Here is a 21,152-nt window from a genome sequence, read left to right as displayed (position 1 = left end):
AACCTGATTAGGTAAAAGCTACTGAATTTCAGTCCAACCAAAAAAGATTGGTTTCTGATGGCCTCGATCCTTTGGATGCTAGCAATTAAGCCGGACTAGTTGATTTAAAAAAGCTGTAAATAACTAAATAGAAAGCCCGCAGATGCGGGCTTTTTAAATCAATAAACTAAATTGACTTACCGTTTTGCTAACTTCTTCGACATCTTCCGCAGACGAATCGATTGAGGTGTAACTTCCACCAATTCATCGGGGCCAATGTATTCCAAAGCACGTTCTAGACTCATGTCTATCGGTGCTTGCAGTTGCACCAATTCATCGCCACCAGCCGCGCGGTGGTTAGTTAACTGCTTGGTCTTACAGATATTTAGTTCCAAATCTTGGGAACGATTGTGTTCTCCCACGATCATACCTCTGTAAACCTTTGTGCCAGGAGTAATAAAGAATGCTCCTCTATCTTCGGCATTTCTCATAGCGTAGAAGGTAGAAACGCCTTCTTCAAAGGAGATTAAAACGCCTTTGTTACGGGCTTCAATGTCGCCACTGATTTGACGGTAGTCCAAGAAACTGTGGTTCATGATGCCTTCGCCACGAGTCATCCGCATGAATTCACCCCGGAAACCAATCAAACCACGGGCGGGAATCACAAACTCTAACTGGGTGCGATCGCCACTACCTGGTTGCATATCTTGCATTTCGCCTTTGCGTTGTCCCAGGCGTTCAATACAGCTACCCACACCATCAGCAGGAATGTCTAACACCAAGAGTTCGTAAGGTTCGCAAGGTTGACCGTTGATTTCGCGGTAAATTACCTGTGGCTGAGATACCTGAAACTCGAAGCCTTCCCGACGCATGGTTTCAATTAAGATACCCAGGTGGAGTTCTCCACGACCGGAAACGAGGAATTTATCAGGAGAATCGGTTTCTTCGACACGCAAAGCAACGTTGGTTTCAAGTTCGCGGAATAGGCGATCGCGTATTTGTCTTGATGTCACCAACTTGCCTTCTTGACCAGCAAAGGGCGAATCATTCACCCAGAAGGCCATTTGCAAGGTTGGTTCATCCACTTTAATTAGTGGTAAAGCTTGCGGTTCATTGGGGTCAGTAATCGTTTCCCCAATATAAGCATCAGCAAAACCAGCCACCGCGACAATATAACCTGCGGTTGCTTCTTCCATCTCTACGCGCTTCAGTCCATCAAAGCCCATCAACTTGGTAATTTTGCCCTTGACAATAGTACCATTTTCTGTTACTAAAGCTGCTTGCTGTCCTGAACGGATAGTACCGTTGTGAATTCTGCCAATCACAATCCGTCCCAGATATTCAGAATAATCTAGGGTTGTAACTTGCAATTGCAGAGGCTTATTGCTGTCGCCTACTGGTGGTGGAACGTGTTGCAGAATCGCGTTAAACAGGGGTTGCATATCTACCGATTCTGCTTCCAAGCTTTCCTTAGCAAAACCTGCCATACCGGAGGCAAACAGATAGGTAAAATCACACTGGTCTTCATCTGCTCCTAATTCCAAGAACAGATCCAAAACTTTATCGACAGCAACGTGGGGGTCAGTTTGTCCACGGTCGATTTTGTTGATGATAACAATGGGGCGCAGCCCTTTTTCTAAAGCTTTTTTGAGTACAAAGCGTGTTTGGGGCATGGGGCCTTCATTGGCATCGACAATCAGAAGACATCCGTCAACCATGCCGAGTACACGTTCAACTTCGCCACCAAAGTCAGCGTGTCCAGGAGTATCAACAATATTGATTAGTGTTTCTTTGTAGCGAACTGCTGTATTTTTCGACAGGATAGTAATACCCCGTTCCCGTTCTAGGGCGTTGGAGTCCATAACGCAATCCGGAACGTCTTCGCCTTCGCGGAAAATGCCGGATTGTTTGAGGAGTGCGTCAACCAGGGTGGTTTTGCCGTGGTCAACGTGGGCGATAATGGCGACGTTGCGAATTGGGAGCGTCATAGAAGCTTTTGGTGAACTCTAGAGGGGGTTTTAAGATTTACATTTGAATGCTAGGCTGTTTTAACAGAATTGGGGATGATCGGCAAATTCTGTAAAGAACCTTTAACAATTCTAGCGTAATCGTCACAATTGCGGTGAGGTTTGTAAACGCGGCATAAGACAGAAAGTTGGGCAGGCTGAATCATGTGCTTAATGTTGAATTATTTACCCGAGCTACTTAGAAAAGTTAACTCAGGTAGTTGAAGAGTAGGTAAATGTATGGTTAAAAATTCTAAGTACAGCTTTGCCTAAGTTCGTAGCGAATAGACTCAAACAAACTTTGCACTCCTCTGCGCCCCTGGAGCATTTAAACTTAAACCCTCAATTGGTCACGAATTTACGAAACTGTTTACTAAAATATGTTTTTTTGCGTAAATTGCTCTAATTAAACCGATAATTTACACCAGTACTTTGGAATTTTGAATAATCGTTTAAGCATTAGGACAGCAATTTCAAAGTGGTAAATACAGGTCTTAAAAATTGCATTTTCCATCCCGATTTTTAACTATATTTTAAGCTTGATTTATTCCTTAACCGGATAAAAAATGACATAAATATTTATTTATTTGTGTGGCAGTGGATTTCGGTATTCCCCAAAAAACCTTGATTTTCTAAGCATTACAGCCTTTTGCTCTTTCCTCTTTGTTTTATAGGGCTAGTATGATAAGATACTTACGTCTAATATCAAGCTAAGAGGATGCTTATATGTTTGGTAATTGGTCTTGGCGTAGAGTCTTAAAAACTTTTGGTGGCTTGGCTGTTGGGATTGCAAGTATTAGTACAGTTAACTACTTAACCACCAACCATCTAGCTTTAGCGACATCAAATTCTTCTCAACTCCAGAACAGCAATCAGTTAAGTATTAGCAAAGGCAAAAGTAGCCCAGAAAATATACTAGTTGCTCAAAATCCAGTTCTCTCAAGTCCTATTACTCGAACAATTAATGGTGCAGAAGTTACGGCATATGCGTTTTACCGTTACTATAATCCATCAATTGGTGACCATTTCTATACAGTTAATTTTGCTGAACTAGGAAATGGTAATGGTGGATATATCTCCGAAGGAATTGCCGCCTATATATCTACACAACAAGACCCTGGAACTATTCCTCTATATCGAGCTTATAGTGGATCAGCCACCGATCATTTTTACACTACTAATCTTAGTGAATTGGTTGCTGCTGGTGGTAGCTCAGGCTATGTCTATGAAGGTGTTGCAGGTTATATCTATTCTATGCCGTTCACAGGTACTACTCCTCTATATAGATATTATAGTTCCGGAGGTACAGACCACTTCTATACTACTAATTTTGGTGAGTTGGGTGGTGGTAGAAATGGCTATGTGTTTGAAGGGATTGTCGGTTACGTTATTCCTAACTAAGGCGTAACTTTACCAATTATATGTTGAATTAAGATTTTGGCATCAATCAAAATTTTAATTCAACAAATACTTTATCGTTTTAAGCCTTGAAAAAGGAATCAGACGGAAAAATATATAAAACTAGCATTTAAAGTTTATCTATCCGGGGATGGAATACAGATTGAAATATTATCTATCTAAAAGTATAAGAAGAGAATTTGTGACGAAAAGTTTTGTTTATCTACCCTGAGTTGTGAGAGCGATCGCTCAAAAGAAAGATGGAATCTCCCTAACCTGTGTGTCAAAGTGATATTAAGTAATAATTACGAACACTTTGCCGAGGAGAACACGGATGGTAGCTACTTTAGATGATACGAAACGCAATGCTATTGCTGTAAAATTGGCAAGTATCAAAGCCCTCCAACAGTTGGTTATCGAAAATGAGCAATCACTTTTGACGCAAGGACTTGATGCCGAGATTGGCGATCGCATTCGGAATTTCATCAAGGATGACGAAAAAAATCTTGGCATTCTGGAAACTGTAATTGGTCAGTATGGCATTCAGGCTGAACCCAAAAAAAATGTTACACAATTCATTGAGAAAGCTCGTGAATTGTTCAAAGGTTCTGAGTTAAGCCTGTATGAAAAAGTATCTCAGCATGAATTGCTGAAACATCAAGTAGTAATGAGTGGCTTGATAGTTCACAAGGCTGCTCAAAAAGTTGGTGCTGACGTTTTGCTAGCGATCGGGCCCTTGAATACCATTAATTTTGAGAACCGCGCTCACCAAGAACAACTCAAAGGTATCCTAGAAATTCTGGGTGTTCGTGAATTGACTGGACAAGATGCAGATCAAGGAATTTGGGCGCGTGTTCAAGACGCTATGGCTGCGGTAAGTGGTGTAGTAGGTAGTGCTGTTACCCAAACCAGTGACAAAAGCGATCTGAATATCCAGGATGTTATTCGCCTCGATCACAATAAGGTAAATACCCTATTTACCGAACTTCTGCAAAGCGACAATCCACAGAAGATTCAAGAGTACTTCGGTCAAATCTACAAGGATCTAACTGCTCACGCTGAAGCTGAAGAAGAAGTAGTCTATCCAAGAGTACGTCCTTTCTACGGTCAAGATGACACCCAAGAACTGTTTGACGAGCAAGCTGAAATGAAGCGGGTGTTAGAACAAATTAAGGCTATCAGCCCTTCTTCATCTGAATTCAAAGATAAAGTCAAACAGCTGATGGATGCTGTTGGCGACCATATTCGTCAAGAAGAAAGCACAATGTTTGCTGCTATTCGTAACAACTTGAGCACTGAACAAACCGAGCAACTGGCTACTGAATTCAAAGCTGCTAAGACCCGAATTCAAGAGAAATTGGGCGTTGTTAGCGAATCGAATGTGTAGGATGCTTTTGAGCTTTCTATATCCGCTAAAAAAAGTTAGTTAAACAAAAACTCCCAGCGCTGATGTACTGGGAGTTTTTGTTTAAAAATTTTGCTGACAGTATTTATAAGCGGTGTATGCCATAGTTACAACCCCGGTGATAATCGCAGATTCATCGACTTCAAATTGGGGATGGTGTAATGGGTGGTTAATGATTCTTTCTTTATAGCCGACACCCAAGCGAAACATAGAACCAGGGACGTGTTCCAAATACATAGAAAAATCTTCAGCACCAAGAGAGGGTTCGGGTAAGACTTGAACGCGATCGCTACTCCAAGCTTCTTCTGCGGCTGCTTGTAACAATTGCGTTAGGGTATAATCATTTTGGACACTGGGTACACCCTGGCGATAATTGACTTGATATTTTGCCCCGTAGGTATGGCAAACATTAGCTACAATATTTTCAATCCAGTTTGGGAGATGGGCACGGGTTTCGGGATGGAGCGATCGCACGGTTCCCAATAACTGCACTTTATCAGCAATTATATTCGGCGCTCTACCACCATTAATCTTCCCTATGCTCAATACTACAGGACGCAAGGGATTTTGTGTCCGGCTGATGGCTTGTTGCAGTGCAGTAATGACTTGGCAAGCAATCCAAATTGCATCAATCGCCTCATGGGGACGCGCCCCGTGCCCAGATTCTCCCATAATCAGAATTTCTAAATCATCAGCTGCGGCTGTCAATGCCCCGTAACGCACACCAATAGATCCTGCGGGTATAGAAGGGAAAACATGAATCCCTAATACAGCTGAGACATTTTCCAGCGCCCCATCTTTCACCATCCAGCTTGCCCCTTGGGCAATTTCCTCGGCTGGCTGAAATAAAAACCGCACTTTTCCACCCAACTCCTGTGCCAATTGGGACAGCACCATTGCCGTTCCTAAGCCCACTGTGGTATGGACATCGTGACCACAAGCGTGCATAACACCCTCTGCGCGAGAGGCATATTCTAAATTAGTGTTCTCCTGAATTGGCAAGGCATCCATATCGGTGCGAATTGCCAATAAACGGCCATTTTGACTAGTGCCTTGGAGTTCTCCAATTACGCCCGTTTTGCCAACTCCTTCTTGTACATGCAGACCACTGGAAGACAAAACACCAGCGACAAATGCTGCTGTTTGGTACTCCTGACCGCTCAGTTCTGGGTGAGAGTGAATGTGGCGGCGAATTTCAATTAAGCGGGGCGCTAGTTTTGCTGCTAAGTCTTTAATATGGGTAAGCATGGATTCAATTAATCTATAGGCTTTTTTCCCATGATAAAGAACTGTTAACAAACAAAATGCTTTTGCTATACAAGGATAAGTCAAGCAAGAAGCAAAGGGGCAGGGGAGGATGAGGGAGATGAGGGAGAAATAATCAATGCCCCATTCCCTACTCCCCATTCCCTACTCCCCAATTTATTTTGAGTAGCAGGTTGTGCCTGGAGTATTTTCGGGTTTAAACTCATTACATTCTCTAGGATTTTGACGCTCTAACGACCAGCCATAGGGCTTGTCGGAGGTGACGACACCATTAGCTAGAGTTGTTAGTCGGAAGTTAGCCCCCCGAAAATTGGTAAACAGCAATTTGGCGTCTTTTAAGTTTGCTGCTTCCAAATTGGCGCTGATGAAACCGGCATTAGACAGATCGGCATTTTCCAGAGATGCTGATTTCAAATTTGCTCCTGTTAAGGAAGCACCACTGAGATTGACCCAATTTAGAATCGCACCTTCTAAATTTGCACCAGTGAGATCGGCATTCGTGAGATTAGCTTGAGATAATGTAGCACCACTCAAGTCAGCCCCTCGCAAATTTGCTCCAGTTAGATTAAATTTAGTTAGGTCAGCACCACTCAAATTACACCTGGGACAGGCACTTGTTGCCTTCAACTGATCCAAATCTAGCTGATTTGATGCCACGGCTTGCTCTGCAAACCCAAAACAAGCTAACAGGGCAACGGTAGCGACAATCTTGAGTTTCATATTTTTTACAGATATCCACAAAAATGACAAGTGACGCATACTGCGTACTGTCATACTTACATATACCGCCTCTCTAAGGAACAACAGGGATGAAGCATTGATTAAGAAGCTGTAAAAATACTATAAATTCTAATGGTAAGACTACTCAAATTCAAATATAGGCTATAAAATCGATTCGTAAGCAACTATACCGAACCTCTTATAGACTACCACATATGTGATCCCCCTAGCTCGATGAAAAACACGACTAGGGGGATCTTGTTTTTGGATATTGGCAGAAGAGAAGGCTTTAGGCTGCGCTGTGGCTATCGCTACGCTAACGCCAGTTCCTTTATACCGGGGAATCCATCCACTGGACTAGCTCACCGCTTTGCATCTATGTTAAAAAAATTGACTTTGACAAAGATTTTAGCCTTTATCTCAGCCTCTGAAGTTTATTTATGGGCAGGCGATGATGCTAATCGAGAATGCTGCAAGATATCAGTTTTTGTGGACTTTGATATTATTCTTTATTCTAGTTGCAAATGGCTGTTTAGCAGGACAATAAAATGTTACATTTTCATTGCATTTACAGAGAATTGATTTTTTGGAGAAATAGTTATCTTGGTAAAAGAGTATCATATTGTACAAAAATTATTGATATTGCCTAGAAGTATTAACTTGCCTGAAAAAGTTTAGACAAAATGCCAGCATTCAAGAAATTTGATTGCTATATTAGATTAGATCACTATTCTGGCAAGGATTGAAAAGCTGTGCGGGATGATTTACAGGGCTTGGAAATTAGTCAGTATGAACTGCAAAAGCTGACTAATTTACCTGTCAATGATCAACTCTTAATCATTACAAATCCCCTGAAAAAATTAGCAGTTTTATACATTCAAAAACTTAAAAGCTCGGAAGGAGCAACTGTAATTTTTATTGGGTTTGCTACATTTGTTTTTGGCTATCTTTTATTTGATATATTTATAAAAATATTTGTAGCATGGATATCAATTCCATCCTGGCTATTATTAATGATATTAGTCCTATGGATTGTCGGTTTTACACAAACTATCTTATATTTAATATGGAGAAGTAGAAGTAAAATTGTCAAACTTAACATGACAAATTCTCTGCAAATCCTGTTAACAGATGTTGAAAGATATAATATTGTTATTAGAGCAATAGATATCAATGACCAAATAGAAGAAGCTGGTAATCCAGAAGTGCTTATAAAGGAAAGAGCAAGTGTTATCGAAGCTCTAAAACTGACCAAATCAGATTTAGTTCGCGCTTTGAAGACAGAAAGAATTTTGAGAGAAAATAAGAGCTTTATCCTTAGTAATACAGAATTATTCGTCAACAATTTAGCAACTTTAACAGCCATGCAAGTAAATGAACAGGCTACTGAGCATGGAAGGTTACTTAATGAAGCATTACAGATTGCATTAGATGTGCAACACGAAATGAAAAGATTACAAACTCAGCGTTAAGATAATTCGTAATTCGTAATTCGTAATGACGCTCCTGCGTCGCTAACGCTGCGCTAACGTAATTCGTAATGAGGCTCTCTACGAGACGCTGCGCTCAGGTAATTAAGTTTTGTAATGGAGATTTAGAAAGCACTCCTGAATTCACTTAGTACTCAGTAAGAGTTGGAAAAAGCGTAGATGCTGCCTATAAGTCCATAGACGCTGCTGGGTGGGTTGACTTCCAACCTACTCGCCAGATATCCTCAATGGCTTTTTCCATAATCCTTCCCACGGTTGCGATCGCCGATCTAACATAAAGAATATACAAGAAAGCGATCGCTTATCGGCATGGATTGGAAAGAAGTCAGAGGCAACTGGGTAATCATTCCCCGAAATCCCATAGGTATCATCCATTTTTTAGGAGGTGCATTTGTCGCCACTGCACCGCACATCACTTATCGCTGGTTACTCGAACAATTGGCAAGTAAAGGTTATGTTGTAATTGCTACGCCTTTCGTTAACACCTTGGATCATACTGCGATCGCCAAATCTGTGCTGCTAAACTTTGACCGCACCCTCGAACGTCTACAAGATTCTGGGGCATTACGCAAGCTTTACTACCCCATCTACGGCATTGGGCACAGTATGGGCTGTAAACTTCACTTGCTGATTGGTAGCCTCTTTAAAGTAGAACGCGCAGGCAATATTTTAATATCCTTCAACAACTACGCCGCTAAAGAAGCTATCCCCTTAGTAGAACAATTCAATTCTACTTTGAAAATCGAGTTTACCCCCTCACCATTGGAAACCGACCAGCTTGTCCAAGAGCGTTACAACATCAGGCGCAATTTATTAATAAAATTTAGCAATGACACCATTGACCAATCCACAGCTTTAACCAAAATCTTACAAGAGCGCTTTGATGAGATGGTGACAACACAAACGTTACCAGGAACTCATACAACACCTCTAGGGCAAGACATTAAATGGCAAACTGGAACATCTTTCACTCCCTTTGATGCCTTAGGGCAATGGTTCAAACAAGAAGCATACCGCGACTTGAACCAGCTAAAAAATACCATCCTCTTGTGGGTGAACCCTCTTGCACCCCCATAATATTTTATGACTATTAAAAATTCATCAATTCGACGGCAAAATAGAAATGAGTTAGTAAGCTGTTACGCATAAAACTAGTACATTTACCTGATGACTGTTGACCGTTGACTGATGACCGATAACCGTCAACCGTCAACGATTATAAAGAATGTTTATATAATTTAGACGCATATCAGCTTAGTATCTTTTTATTAAAACTACTAACTCATTAGTCAATATACTATTTTAGTATCTATTTTTCCAGTAATTTATTAATTAGTATTTACTACATTTTTTATGTTTCAAATATTAGTAATTGATGATGATTATTCAATAAAAATACTTCTGAAAAGGATGTTGGAAAAACAGGGTTATCAGGTAGTGACTGCCAGTAGCGGTGAGGAAGGGATAGAAAAAGCAGTGGCTTACCGTCCAGCACTAATTATTTGTGATTGGATCATGCCAGGGTTAACTGGTTTGGAAGTCTGCCACCACATTAAGAAAGATCCCAAATTTTCCACCACATTCTTTATTTTATTAACATCTTTAGATTCGGTTGCCGATTGCGTCAAAGGTCTAGATGCTGGTGCTGATGATTTTATTTCTAAACCTATTGAGCATAATGAATTACAAGCACGGGTAAGAGCGGGATTACGTCTGCATCAGTTGAGTAGAGATTTGCAGGCTCAAAAGTTGCTTTTAGAATCAGAAATGTCAGAAGCCGCAGAATATGTGCGATCGCTCCTGCCTCTTCCCATGACTGAACCCTTCAATATAAATTTCCGATTCATTCCCTCGCGGCAACTCGGCGGTGACTGCTTCGACTACTATTGGCTTGATGAGGATTGTCTGGCAATTTACTTACTCGATACCGCCGGACATGGACTCAAAGCTACTCTTCCCTCTGTTTCAGTGCTAAATCTCCTGCGTTCCCGTGCGCTAAAAAGCCTAAATTATTATCAACCTAGCGATGTGTTGAAGGCTTTGAATGATACCTTTCAGATGAATTATCAAAATGACAAATACTTTACGATTTGGTATGGAGTTTACAACCGAACCAACAGCCAGTTAATTTATGCTAGTGCAGGTCATCCACCATCTGTTTTAGTAACTGGCACATCTCCAAGAAAGTCTGAAGTTCAACTCTTGAAAACCCCCGGTATGCCAGTTGGGATGTTTCCAGAAGCAAAATATGTTGATGGGTTTTACAATATTGAAAAATTCAGTACCCTTTACATTTTTAGTGATGGTGCTTATGAAATCACTAAACCAGATGGCACACTTTGGAGTTTGGATGCTTTTATTCAGCTACTAGTTAGCTTACAAAATCCGGTTGATTGCCAACTCGATCACGTACTGAGTTATTTAATCGCTCTAAACTCCAAAGATGCTTTTGATGATGATTTATCTATCTTGCAAATTAAATTTGATTAATTAAGTCTTTGACACTAAAACCTGATTAAATGCGTCTTGGCTAGGAAATATTTCAAACACTTTATCCATATTAGTCAGTTCAAATAATATCCTGACTTGCTCATTAATTGAGCAGAGAACAAGCTTACTATCCGCTGCCCGCAAGGTCTTAAAAGCTAATACTAAAGCCCCCAAACCGGAACTATCCATAAATGTTACATCTTGAAAATCAACTAACACAATTTTTGTCCCGACTTTTAAAGTTTCAGTAATATTTTGTCGAAAATCTTGTGAAGTTGTGGCGTTTAAATTTCCGGTGAGCTTAATAATTTTCACTTCTTCTATCATAATTATGTCATGCTGATTTTTGTAAATGATGCTCTGATTTTGCTATTATATACCCATAATATAAAATTTAAAAATGCTTAAAAAAAATCATACTTTACTGCTGAATATTTATTGATAAGTAATACTAAAAGAAGGGAAGATAAACTATAAATATTTTTATTTGATATCATGTTCGCATAATTAGTTATGATTTCCACAGTCATTGCACCCCACACGCTATCCGGCTCCACTTGGGGAGACCCCAAGACCGCACTGGCTCCCCAAAATCTCCCCTCCCCGCAAGCAGGAGGGGAGACGAAGCGATGATTGTCGGGGTGGGGTTCTTCGGGTTTAATAAGTAATCAAGCGAACATGATATGATTGTTTATCAAAAACTAATTTTTATTTAACTAAATATTGCCTAATTATTAGCAAATGACCAAGTAAAAGTAACCGAAATACATCTTATGTTTAGAGTCCAATATTTAACTACAAGCAAAAGTTCCAGCTTTTTGGATAATTTGCCAAAAGTTTTTGAAAAACTGAGATTTGTCCAATAAACATTATCAAACTAGTCGTCATTGCTGGGTAAAAAGTTTTAATATCAATATAATGGATAATGGTAATTTGCATTTACATTTATTTATGCCCGATTACTTACATAATTGCAATAATTCCTGTCTAGATTAAAAAACTCTACTAAAAAAATTGCTTTCAGCAGCGCCAAGGTCAGCCCCCAATACAGTTCAGTTAAGCATTTCTTTCTTCTCTTCCTTTGCGTTCTTTGCGTCCTTTGCGGTTCGTTAAACAAATTGACTTTGACTAATATTTAAGCCTTAACTGAACCGTATTGGGTCAGCCCCTTCTCAGCAAGACGCTATTCGCGTTCGCCTGTGTAGTAGCGAATTATATTCGCCTAATACTTTTCAAACAACCTCTAAAATACGGCATTCCTCTGTGAAGTTAGAGAAAGACGAAAATTTGCCTTCTAACTCTCTCTAAGAGGACTTACTTTAGCTCGATAAAGCAGCTTCTCACCTTGAAGGTAGCCAGTGTAGCGCACCTTGACTATTTCTCCAGGTTGTGCAGTTCCCTCCATTAATTGGTGCAGTTGGGGGTCATAAGGTAATTCTGCTCCCACGGGTGCGATCGCTTCCACCCCCCACGCCTGTAAAAGCTTTTCTAGAGGTTTTTGCACCAACGGTACTATTTTGACTGCTGCTAGCTGGAGATTCTCCTGCGCTTTCTGTGCTGCTGTTGGCCATTGCAATAATAAAGACTCCAGCAGTTGCAAACTTGACTGCTGGAGTTCTTGTAGTAATATCTCTCGCTGTTGTTCTATTTGTTGCTGCGATCGCTGGTACTCTTTTCTTAAATCTGCAATTTCTTCTAATAATTCCTGAGTAGGCGCTGCTTTCTCTTGTAACAACTCTACGGTTGAAAAAGTTGCGATTAATTCATTCAATGAAATTTGTAGCACTGGCGACAGCTTAAGCAGTACATCTACCCGCATCTGCTCAAGCTTTCCTTGGCGTAACCGCAAAAGCTGACGCTCTGAGACGCCAGCAGCGCGACTCAGCGCTTTGAAACTAGGAATCCCCGCCTGTTGCATTAAATCTTGCAACTTTTGGGAATTGGGCATTGGGAATTGGGAATTGGGCATCGGGAATTGGGCATTGGGAATTGGGAAGAGGCAGAGGAGCGGGGTGCGGGGGGCAGAGGGGACAACTCTTAATACGGTTCGGTTAAGGCAAGAAACGCGATAAATCGCCGTCTCTACAAAGGACTGATTATTGTAAAGACGCGATACGGCGTCTTTGCGATCTAGGGCGTGTCATCAAAAAACCTTATCCGAACCGTATTGGGACAACTTTTCTCCCTGCTCCCCCTGCCTCCCCTGCTCCCTACACCCCATTCCCCAATACTATTCTTCCAGTAAACTTCTCAACATCCAAGCTGTCTTTTCGTGTACTTGCATCCGTTGAGTTAATAAATCGGCGGTAGGTTCGTCGTTAACTTCCTCTACCACAGGGAAAATAGACCGTGCAGTTCGGACTACGGCTTCTTGTCCTTCCACTAGTAAACCGATCATTTCCACAGCTTTAGGAACTCCGGGAGTTTCTGGAATCGAACTCAGTTTGGCATATTCGCTGTAGGTTCCCGGTGCGGGATAGCCAAGCGCTCTAATCCTCTCGGCAATTAAATCAACTGCTAAAGCTAATTCTGTATACTGGGTCTCAAACATCAAATGCAATGTTTGGAACATCGGCCCCGTTACATTCCAATGGAAGTTATGAGTTTTCAGATAAAGTGTATAAGTGTCAGCCAACAGGCGAGATAAACCCTCGGCAATTTTAGCCCTACTCGCCTCGTCAATGCCTATATTTACATTTTTGACTGTTACTTTCGATGACATAATTTTCTCCTAATTAGGTTATATGTAATTGGGGATTGGGAATTGGGCATGGGGCATGGGGCATAGGGCATTGACCATTGGGTATGGTTATTCTCCTTGTCCGTCTGCTCCCCCTGCTCCCTCATCCCCCTCATCCCCCCACTCCCTAGTACAGACGCGATTAATGGTGTCTCTTCCCACTCCCATTCTCTATGCCAAGTGCATCTTTAAAACGCTGCGGGGTGCTTTACGGACTCTGGCTAAAACGGTTTCTTTGCCTAAACGCTGGCAAGCCTCATACCGATGGCAACCAGAAAAGCCATAATATTGTCCATCTACTTCTAGGACATCTATAGGTTCTTGCTGCCCAATTTCCGCAATCGATTCCATTAAGGCTTGCACTTTATTTGGATCGTTTGCACGGGGCAACGGCCGTTTTATCTGATTTAATGGAATTTCTTGGACTCTAACCATAAGGAGTTTATCCAACTAGTTCTGTTTTGTGTCTCTAAATAAATCATAGTCATTATGACTACGTTTTGCAACTACTTTGGGCAAAACTGCTAATGGTATCATTGGAGCACTCATGCGACAAAAAAACCGCACTACAAAGCAATTAAAAAATCAGCTCCAACACTGCATTAAGGGGCAGAATAGGCTCTCTATGAGACGCTGCACTTCGACATACTTCGACTGCGCTCAGTACAAGAAGCTCAGTGACCACGCAACGAACGATTACTCGCGATCGCAATTCTTAGAGACGCTGCGTGTAGCTTGCTTAAGAGTAGGGGTACGTTATCAGGTAGCTATGAAATTTTCGCTTTGGCGTTTTTCCCACACTGTACTGGCCACATTTTGTCTATTGGGACTAACTGCTGCATCAGGGCCTGAAAGTAACATCCAGGGTATGGAACTGAAAATTGGGATTGTGCAGCGATTTGGCTCACAACCCACAGCCAAGCTGCAACTAGAACCCACAAAAGGCGATCGCTTAAAGCTAAAATTTCTTACGGGCAACAAGCAGCAAACCCTGGTTACCAAGAACCCTGTAAAGCTGGAAACAGTTATGCAGGCTTTACCCCAGCCAGCAGTCGAAGAAGTGATAGTTTTGGGCACATACCGCACCTTTGAAACTGCAGAAGACAGTGCTAATAAATGGCGTTCTCAAGGAATGGAAGTGGAAATAGCCCAGCCAGAACGTTGGCAGGTTTGGGCAAAACGAGATGTTTATAGCACTCCTTTACTGCGACGCTTGCTATTGCAAAACATCCAAGCTTCTACCAAAGAAAAAGTATATCTTGATACTAAGATTTTAAAACAAGTGCCGCGAGTTAGTTGGGTGGTGGATGGTAACCGCTATAGCCCGAATGATTTGGAAATTAGCACTGAGAAAAACTTGATTCGGGTGAATAAAAGCGAAAAACAAGAGAATGCTCGTCTTTATGCCGGACGACTGAATTTGCAGCCTAATGCTTATGGCACATACACTCTAGTTAACCAAGTACCTTTAGAAACTTATTTGCGTGGGGTTGTGCCTTATGAAATAGGCACAAATGCACCAACAGCAGCGCTGGAAGCCCAGGCAATTCTCGCTCGGACTTATGCTTTAAGAAATTTACGCAGGTTCGCCGCAGATAACTATCAGTTGTGTGCTGATACTCACTGCCAAGTTTATTATGGGCTGAATGGAGCGGCGGCCAAAACAGACCGAGCGATCGCCTCAACCAGGGGTAAGGTAGTAACCTATAAAAACGAACTAGTAGACGCCCTTTATTCTTCCACCACTGGCGGCGTTACTGCCTCCTTCAGCGATGTCTGGAATGGCGATGATCGTCCCTATCTGCGCCCTGTACTGGATGCCGCGACTAATTTTTGGAACTTATCTAAGCAGAGTTTAGCAGATGAAAAGAACTTCCAAAAATTTATTAATACGCAACAAGGATTTAATGAAAGCAAGTGGGATATGTTTCGTTGGCACAAGGAAACCTCTTTAGAGGATATTACCAAGGACTTGCAGAAATTTTTGCAGGTGAAAAACAGTCCCTATGCCAAATTTAAAACAATTCAGGCTATGGCAGTAGTGAAGCGAAGCCAGAGTGGGCGTATCCTTGAACTTGCCGTTAAAACTGATAACAGCACTTTTGTTCTCCACAAAGACGAAGTTCGTAGTGCCTTTGCTGCTCCTAGAAGTACGCTATTTTACATAGAACCTTTAAACAAAGGAAAACCCGAACTGTGGGGATACGCCTTTATTGGTGGTGGATTAGGACATGGAGTCGGCTTGAGTCAAACTGGCGCTCAAAATTTAGCTAAATTAGGTTGGTCGAGTCAGAAAATTCTGCAATTTTACTATCCTGGTACTCAGATTCAGATTTTCAGCAAAGAGACTAAACTTTAAGCTAATCGGAAAATTCCATACTTAAAAAATCAAGCAGGAACACAAAATTTACTGTGTTCCTGCTCAACACTAAATTAGGCTTTTTGTCAAAGTCGCTTTATAGACACGGCATTGAAAGGGCGTTGACACTAGATGCGATGCTTCTATTGTTTCAACATCACTAACTCTTGCAAGAGGTTTATTGTTGAGGGGCCTAACTCTTAGTAGAGTTCTTCTTCTTTGTGAGTTTGGATTGTCAGATCAGAAGTTGGGTAAGCGACACAGGTCAGTACATATCCAGCTTCTATTTGATCGTCATCTAAGAATGACTGGTCACTCTGATCAACAGTACCCGATACGAGTTTACCTGCACAGGTCGAGCAAGCACCAGCGCGGCAAGAGTAAGGCAGGTCAATACCTTGTTCTTCAGCAGCGTCTAGAATATATTCATCATCAGGAACGTCAATTGTTGTGTTAAGTCCTTCAGCCTCGTTGACTAGTGTCACTTTATAGGTTGGCATTGACTAATCCTCTCTTTTGCAAACGGTAGTATAAGTTATCTTTAGGCAAAGGTCACGGCTGTTCTGTGGGATTAGCCGTTGGTTCAAATTTGCTTCAATTCTGATACTACGAGAAAAATTAAACTATGTAACTGGAAATTGAACCCGATTAGTAATGAAATTTAGTTGCTTAATCCTGATAAGTTTTATTTATATTATTTTCTGCCCTAGTCAGGCTGTAATTAGAAAAAGTTATCTTAATCGATAAGAAATACGAATAGGATTAATGCCACTTGTATTTTGTAGGACTTACGCAGAAGAAATCCCCACTTCCCTTAAAAAGTAGGGCTGTTTCATTCGATCAGGTAGAGATTTTCTCAATTAGAACTTACGCAAAAAGTCCTAAAAAGCTTAATTTCTCGAACCGCCATCTCTACGAGAGGCTTCCGCCAACGCGCAGCGTCTCGTAGAGAAGAATCGTAGAGTTTGCGTAAGTTTTATCAATATCATGAGCAAGAAATAAGCATTGAGTTGGTAATTAAAAAAATACCGTAGCAACTCCGTAAATTTAAGTGCGTTGGCCTAGCCTCTGGTAGAAAAGCCTTGCCGTATCCCTACGGGGAAGCAAGCTACGCATAGCGGACGCAACAGAAGGCGATGGCTGCGCCAACGTCTTTATTCTTTTATGGTTATAGTTCAATACGGTTCAGTTAAGGCTTAAATATTAGTCAAAGTCAATTTGTTTAACGAACCGCAAAGGACGCAAAGAACGCAAAGGAAGAGAAGAAAGAAATGCTTAACTGAACTGTATTGGGTTATAGTTTTGAAAACCCTCCCTAGTACCAATGTTGTAGGGTCTAGACTGGTGAAGTTATTCGATTTTCCATCTAAACCTCCGGGGTACTCCCGGCACATCGGTACTCCGATTGTCGGTGATGGGGGATAGGAGGGCTGACTGAGTGGGGTTCAATGCCCCCGAAGTCAGCAATTGTGTTAATTGCTTGGGCTGCTTTGCTTCTCAACATAAGATTTAAGTTCTTCAAGTGTGACACCGCCGCACGAAGCAACGAAGTATGCACCTGTCCAAAATACGGGTTTACTGTAGAACCGATTAACGTGTTCGTTAAACTCTTTGCGAATTAGACGACTGGATACTGTTTTAAGATTGTTCACCAGCTTGCTTACTTCCACGTCCGGCGGGTAACTAATAACCAAGTGAACATGGTCTTCCAAAGCGTTGTACTCTGTAACCTTGCTCCTCCACTTAATGCAGGTGTTCTCAAATATCTCTTGTAGGCGTTTGAGTATTGCTTGATTGATGACCTTTCTGCGGTATTTAGTGACAAGCACTAAATGAATATTGAGGCTATAAACTGCTCTATGTCCTATATTGTAAGTCATGCCACCAAATGGTATTATGACTATATGTTACTCACCTACCAGTACAAACTCAATCCCAATCCCAAACAGGTTGTCATTCTTGAAACCTGGGGCGAGTTGCTGCGTCGTCACTGGAACTATGCGCTAGGGCAGAGGTTGGACGGGTTAAAGCGTACAAGGTCACGCATTGACCGATGCAGTTTGCTTTCTGAGCCAATTGGTGAGATTCCAAGTAAAGTTGATTACTATACACAGGCATCAGACCTTAAACAGACTTCATATCTATACCCCGACTACAAGAATATCTATGCCGACTGCCAACAACAGAACCTGATGAGATTGGACAAGGCGTGGAAACGGTGGTTAGTGCCTGACAAAAACGGCAAAAGGGGAGGTAAGCCACGATTCAAAAAACAAGGTGATATTTCCTCATTCACGTTTCCCCGCGTCAATTCACCCAAAGCAGGCGCACACTTAACGGGTAATATTCTCAAGTTGTCCAAGATTGGTGAGATTGAGGTCATCTTGCATCGTCCTATTCCAGATGGTTTTGAAATTAAACAGGCGACAATTTTAAGTAAAGCCGATGGATGGTATTGCAGTTTCTATGCAAAAGATAAAACTGTTCCCGATGCTTTGTCTGTTGATAAAATCAAGTCTGCCACGGGTATAGATGTCGGGTTAGAGAAGTTTTTAACTACTGCTGATGGGCAAAGTATTGAAGTCCCGCAGTATTACCGCAAGGCGCAATCTACGTTAGCACGTATTCAACGCCACCTTGCTCGTCTTACTAAAGGGTCTAAAAACTACCAAAAACAAGCCTCGAAGGTAGCTAGACTTCACTTGCACGTTGCAAGACAAAGAAAAGAGTTTCATTATCATGTCGCACATTGGTTGGTTAATTCCTATGATTTGATTATTTTTGAAAATTTGAACATTAGAGGATTAGCTAGAACACGATTAGCTAAATCAATACTCGATGTTGCATGGTCGGCGTTCCTAGAAATTATGCAAGCAGTGGCGGTAAAACGCGGCAAGCTAACACTTGGAGTTGATCCTAGAGGGACTAGTATTAATTGTTCTGGTTGTGGTGAAAGGGTCGAAAAAACCCTTGCCAAACGCGAGCATAGTTGTTCTTGTGGACTAGTTATAGATAGGGACTGGAACAGCGCATTGAATCTTTTAAAGCGTGGGTCGGTTGGACTACCGATTCCTGGCTGTAGAGGCTTAGACAGCAGTCAGCCTATGAAGCAGCAAGTCTCATTTGTAAATTTGAGATGCTCCCGCTAACTGAAAAGCAGTTAGCGGTGAGAGTTGTCACGAAGAGAGAATCTCACCACTAGAAGCGTGAAAGAATCAAAAACAGAACTAGTGAGGATCATGTATAATTCAGAAGCAGCTTTGGAAAAAGCAAAAGTGCGTGTAGGTTTGGTGGGTACTGGGTATGCGGCAAAGTTTCGAGCTGAGACATTGCTCCATAATGAGGGAATGCGATCGCAGTTAATCGCAGCTGTTGGTCATACCGCAGAAACAACAGAAACCTTTGCCAAAGAGTACCAGATTGAAGCGTTGAGTTCTTGGCAAGAGCTAGTAGAGCGTGAAGATATAGACCTGGTGGTGATTTCCACTATCAACCGAGATCATGGTGCGATCGCTCGTGCAGCACTTACCAACGGCAAACATGTAATTGTAGAGTATCCTCTTTCATTGGATGTAGTCGAAGCAGAAGAACTGATTGCCTTAGCCAAAGCACAACAAAAACTCCTGCACGTTGAACACCTAGAACTTTTGGGTGGTTTGCATCAAGCCTTGAAGAAAAACTTAGCCAAAATTGGTGAAGTGTTTTATGTTCGCTACAGTACCATCAATCCCCAGAATCCTGCACCCCGCAAATGGACTTATAACCATGAGCTTTTCGGCTTCCCTTTAATTGGTGCGCTGTCCCGCTTACATCGTCTCACCGATTTATTTGGTAAAGTATTGACTGTTAACTGTCACCAGCGATATTGGGAAATAGAACCAGAATATTACCAAACTTGTTTTTGCATTAGTCAACTGTACTTTACTAGCGGACTTTTAGCCCAAGTAGTCTATGGTAAAGGCGAAACTATTTGGCAATCAGAACGCAAGTTTGAAGTTCACGGTGAAAAAGGTGGTTTAATTTTTGATGGTGACACAGGAATGTTCATCCAGCCAGGGGAAACAACACCTATAGAGGTTGGCCCTCGCCGGGGTTTGTTCGCCAAAGACACGAGTATGGTGTTAGACCATCTTTTTGATGGCACTCCTTTGTACGTTACCCCAGAGGAGAGCTTGTATACCCTAAAGGTTGCTGATGCTGCACAAAGAGCTGCAAAGACAGGGTTAACTATTTTTATGAAAGATACTTTAGATAAAAGTTAATGAAAACCGAACTAATTGTTATTTTATCGCAACGAGAATTAGACAAAATGCGTCAAGCTGGGCGTTTAGCTGCTAAACTTCTCCAGCATCTCGAACCGTTTGTGAAGCCAGGGGTTAGCACTCTTGAACTAAATGATGAAGCCGAACGTTGGACGCAAGCGCATGGAGCAAAAAGCGCACCTCTTGGCTATAAAGGCTATCCTAAATCAATTTGCACCAGTGTAAATGAGGTAATTTGTCACGGCATTCCCAATGCCAAGCAAATTCTCAAGGATGGTGACATTATTAATATTGATGTGACGCCGATTGTTGAGGGTTACCACGGCGATACATCTAAGACATTCTTTGTCGGTACTCCTTCTCCAACAACGAGAAAGTTGGTAGAGGTGACAGAAGAGTGTTTGCGCTTGGGTATTGCTGAAGTTAAACCTGGGGCACGCATTGGAGACATTGGTGCAGCTATTCAAGAGTATGCAGAAGGACAAGGCTTTTCTGTAGTGCGAGATTTCGTTGGACACGGCATCAGTAACATTTTCCACACTGCGCCGGATGTTCCCCACTATGGTACACGGGGTAAGGGTAAGCGCCTCAGACCAGGGATGGTTTTTACTATTGAGCCAATGATTAACGAAGGCACTTACGAAGTCGAGGTTCTGGGCGATAAATGGACTGCGGTAACGCGCGATCGCAAGCTTTCTGCTCAATGTGAGCATACCTTAGCTGTAACTGAAGATGGCGTTGAAATCCTCACCCTACCTGAAGGCGAGAATTACTAGACTGGTAGATTTTTCTACTCCTTGATTAACATAATGGTTGAAACTCTTGCTGCGGAAAACGTCACCGAATTATCCGCGCCGAGGAAGCCCCAAGATGCGACATGGGGGCAAGGCGCGGGCTTTCTTTTTCGCCGTCAAAAATACAGCGAACCATGAGAGAATATTGTTATATCCAAATAGGACAAGGCACTGCCTACCCAGCAGAAACAGCTTTCCAGTAGATAAGAGACTGTCGCGTAGTCTCATAGTGGGTAGAAACAC

At 41.9% G+C, this 21,152-nt stretch carries 19 protein-coding genes; 10 read left to right on the top strand and 9 right to left on the bottom strand.

Translation table 11 applies throughout. The features are described from left to right. Positions 1-176: 176 nt before the first annotated feature. A complete protein-coding gene (gene typA, locus LC586_RS18315) occupies positions 177-1,967 on the bottom strand; it encodes a translational GTPase TypA (RefSeq protein WP_229486167.1) in 1,791 nt (596 codons plus the stop codon). 744 nt (positions 1,968-2,711) lie between these two features. Between typA and LC586_RS18310 the strand changes: the two genes are divergently transcribed. Together LC586_RS18310 and LC586_RS18305 are read left to right on the top strand one after the other, a co-directional pair. Beyond that, positions 2,712-3,386, top strand: a complete 675-nt coding sequence (locus tag LC586_RS18310; protein ID WP_229486166.1) for a hypothetical protein — start codon at positions 2,712-2,714, stop codon at positions 3,384-3,386. Between the two features lie 331 nt (positions 3,387-3,717). Next, on the top strand, positions 3,718-4,770 hold the full coding sequence (locus LC586_RS18305; RefSeq protein WP_229486165.1) for a hemerythrin domain-containing protein: 1,053 nt from the start codon (positions 3,718-3,720) through the stop codon (positions 4,768-4,770). An 81-nt stretch (positions 4,771-4,851) separates the two neighbouring features. On the opposite strand, the gene LC586_RS18300 is transcribed toward LC586_RS18305, so the two are convergent. After that, complete coding sequence (locus tag LC586_RS18300) at positions 4,852-6,036, bottom strand: M20 family metallopeptidase (RefSeq protein ID WP_229486190.1); 1,185 nt, start codon at positions 6,034-6,036, stop codon at positions 4,852-4,854. A 174-nt stretch (positions 6,037-6,210) separates the two neighbouring features. Continuing rightward, a complete protein-coding gene (locus tag LC586_RS18295; protein WP_229486189.1) occupies positions 6,211-6,774 on the bottom strand; it encodes a pentapeptide repeat-containing protein in 564 nt (187 codons plus the stop codon). A gap of 264 nt (positions 6,775-7,038) precedes the next feature. Between LC586_RS18295 and LC586_RS18290 the strand changes: the two genes are divergently transcribed. From LC586_RS18290 to LC586_RS18275, 4 genes are all read left to right on the top strand, one after another. Next, positions 7,039-7,356 carry a hypothetical protein gene (locus LC586_RS18290; RefSeq protein WP_229486164.1) on the top strand — a complete coding sequence of 106 codons (318 nt, stop codon included), beginning with the start codon at positions 7,039-7,041 and terminating at the stop codon, positions 7,354-7,356. A 170-nt stretch (positions 7,357-7,526) separates the two neighbouring features. Beyond that, positions 7,527-8,246, top strand: a complete 720-nt coding sequence (locus LC586_RS18285; RefSeq protein ID WP_229486163.1) for a hypothetical protein — start codon at positions 7,527-7,529, stop codon at positions 8,244-8,246. Positions 8,247-8,573: 327 nt separating this feature from the next. Next, complete coding sequence (locus tag LC586_RS18280) at positions 8,574-9,341, top strand: DUF1350 family protein (protein ID WP_229486162.1); 768 nt, start codon at positions 8,574-8,576, stop codon at positions 9,339-9,341. 276 nt (positions 9,342-9,617) lie between these two features. Then, on the top strand, positions 9,618-10,754 hold the full coding sequence (locus LC586_RS18275) for a PP2C family protein-serine/threonine phosphatase (protein ID WP_229486161.1): 1,137 nt from the start codon (positions 9,618-9,620) through the stop codon (positions 10,752-10,754). On the opposite strand, the gene LC586_RS18270 is transcribed toward LC586_RS18275, so the two are convergent. The 4 genes from LC586_RS18270 to LC586_RS18255 all read right to left on the bottom strand — a co-directional run bounded on the left by LC586_RS18270 (position 10,755) and on the right by LC586_RS18255 (position 13,929). After that, positions 10,755-11,081 carry an STAS domain-containing protein gene (locus LC586_RS18270; RefSeq protein WP_229486160.1) on the bottom strand — a complete coding sequence of 109 codons (327 nt, stop codon included), beginning with the start codon at positions 11,079-11,081 and terminating at the stop codon, positions 10,755-10,757. Positions 11,082-12,048: 967 nt separating this feature from the next. Next, the gene (grpE, locus tag LC586_RS18265) at positions 12,049-12,723 is read right to left on the bottom strand and encodes a nucleotide exchange factor GrpE (RefSeq protein WP_229486159.1); all 675 of its coding nucleotides are present in this window, start codon (positions 12,721-12,723) and stop codon (positions 12,049-12,051) included. Between the two features lie 261 nt (positions 12,724-12,984). Then, a complete protein-coding gene (locus LC586_RS18260; RefSeq protein ID WP_109009651.1) occupies positions 12,985-13,476 on the bottom strand; it encodes a Dps family protein in 492 nt (163 codons plus the stop codon). Between the two features lie 189 nt (positions 13,477-13,665). Next, positions 13,666-13,929 (bottom strand): ParB N-terminal domain-containing protein, encoded by a 264-nt coding sequence (locus LC586_RS18255; RefSeq protein ID WP_012410090.1) that lies wholly within the window; start codon positions 13,927-13,929, stop codon positions 13,666-13,668. Between the two features lie 334 nt (positions 13,930-14,263). Between LC586_RS18255 and LC586_RS18250 the strand changes: the two genes are divergently transcribed. After that, positions 14,264-15,853, top strand: coding sequence for a SpoIID/LytB domain-containing protein (locus LC586_RS18250; RefSeq protein WP_229486188.1), 1,590 nt, complete (start codon positions 14,264-14,266; stop codon positions 15,851-15,853). A gap of 200 nt (positions 15,854-16,053) precedes the next feature. On the opposite strand, the gene LC586_RS18245 is transcribed toward LC586_RS18250, so the two are convergent. After that, on the bottom strand, positions 16,054-16,353 hold the full coding sequence (locus tag LC586_RS18245) for a ferredoxin (protein ID WP_100899378.1): 300 nt from the start codon (positions 16,351-16,353) through the stop codon (positions 16,054-16,056). 972 nt (positions 16,354-17,325) lie between these two features. After that, entirely contained in the window at positions 17,326-17,733 is a 408-nt protein-coding gene (gene tnpA / locus LC586_RS18240; RefSeq protein ID WP_229486158.1) for an IS200/IS605 family transposase, read from the bottom strand. Here tnpA and LC586_RS18235 point away from each other — a divergent pair. From LC586_RS18235 to map, 3 genes are all read left to right on the top strand, one after another. Beyond that, positions 17,713-19,002 (top strand): RNA-guided endonuclease InsQ/TnpB family protein, encoded by a 1,290-nt coding sequence (locus tag LC586_RS18235; protein ID WP_229486157.1) that lies wholly within the window; start codon positions 17,713-17,715, stop codon positions 19,000-19,002. The genes tnpA and LC586_RS18235 overlap by 21 nt on opposite strands. Before the next feature lie 90 nt (positions 19,003-19,092). After that, positions 19,093-20,115, top strand: coding sequence for a Gfo/Idh/MocA family protein (locus tag LC586_RS18230; RefSeq protein ID WP_229486156.1), 1,023 nt, complete (start codon positions 19,093-19,095; stop codon positions 20,113-20,115). Next, complete coding sequence (map, locus tag LC586_RS18225) at positions 20,115-20,891, top strand: type I methionyl aminopeptidase (RefSeq protein WP_229486155.1); 777 nt, start codon at positions 20,115-20,117, stop codon at positions 20,889-20,891. The genes LC586_RS18230 and map overlap by 1 nt, the downstream gene beginning before the upstream one ends. Positions 20,892-21,152: the final 261 nt, after the last annotated feature.

The organism is Nostoc favosum CHAB5714 (assembly GCF_020829495.1).
In the GTDB taxonomy this organism is placed as follows: domain Bacteria; phylum Cyanobacteriota; class Cyanobacteriia; order Cyanobacteriales; family Nostocaceae; genus Nostoc; species Nostoc favosum.
The sequence above is the reverse complement of the archived record's forward strand: the minus strand, read 5'-3'. Positions and strand labels throughout refer to the sequence as shown.

Bases quoted from the DNA above. Each gene is read 5' to 3' on its own strand.
- typA (WP_229486167.1), bottom strand. From the start codon at position 1,967: ATGACGCTCCCAATTCGCAACGTCGCCATTATCGCCCACGTTGACCAC.
- LC586_RS18310 (WP_229486166.1), top strand. From the start codon at position 2,712: ATGTTTGGTAATTGGTCTTGGCGTAGAGTCTTAAAAACTTTTGGTGGC.
- LC586_RS18305 (WP_229486165.1), top strand. From the start codon at position 3,718: ATGGTAGCTACTTTAGATGATACGAAACGCAATGCTATTGCTGTAAAA.
- LC586_RS18300 (WP_229486190.1), bottom strand. From the start codon at position 6,036: ATGCTTACCCATATTAAAGACTTAGCAGCAAAACTAGCGCCCCGCTTA.
- LC586_RS18295 (WP_229486189.1), bottom strand. From the start codon at position 6,774: ATGAAACTCAAGATTGTCGCTACCGTTGCCCTGTTAGCTTGTTTTGGG.
- LC586_RS18280 (WP_229486162.1), top strand. From the start codon at position 8,574: ATGGATTGGAAAGAAGTCAGAGGCAACTGGGTAATCATTCCCCGAAAT.
- LC586_RS18275 (WP_229486161.1), top strand. From the start codon at position 9,618: ATGTTTCAAATATTAGTAATTGATGATGATTATTCAATAAAAATACTT.
- LC586_RS18270 (WP_229486160.1), bottom strand. From the start codon at position 11,081: ATGATAGAAGAAGTGAAAATTATTAAGCTCACCGGAAATTTAAACGCC.
- grpE (WP_229486159.1), bottom strand. From the start codon at position 12,723: ATGCCCAATTCCCAATTCCCAATGCCCAATTCCCAAAAGTTGCAAGAT.
- LC586_RS18260 (WP_109009651.1), bottom strand. From the start codon at position 13,476: ATGTCATCGAAAGTAACAGTCAAAAATGTAAATATAGGCATTGACGAG.
- LC586_RS18255 (WP_012410090.1), bottom strand. From the start codon at position 13,929: ATGGTTAGAGTCCAAGAAATTCCATTAAATCAGATAAAACGGCCGTTG.
- LC586_RS18250 (WP_229486188.1), top strand. From the start codon at position 14,264: ATGAAATTTTCGCTTTGGCGTTTTTCCCACACTGTACTGGCCACATTT.
- LC586_RS18245 (WP_100899378.1), bottom strand. From the start codon at position 16,353: ATGCCAACCTATAAAGTGACACTAGTCAACGAGGCTGAAGGACTTAAC.
- LC586_RS18235 (WP_229486157.1), top strand. From the start codon at position 17,713: ATGTCCTATATTGTAAGTCATGCCACCAAATGGTATTATGACTATATG.
- tnpA (WP_229486158.1), bottom strand. From the start codon at position 17,733: ATGACTTACAATATAGGACATAGAGCAGTTTATAGCCTCAATATTCAT.
- LC586_RS18230 (WP_229486156.1), top strand. From the start codon at position 19,093: ATGTATAATTCAGAAGCAGCTTTGGAAAAAGCAAAAGTGCGTGTAGGT.
- map (WP_229486155.1), top strand. From the start codon at position 20,115: ATGAAAACCGAACTAATTGTTATTTTATCGCAACGAGAATTAGACAAA.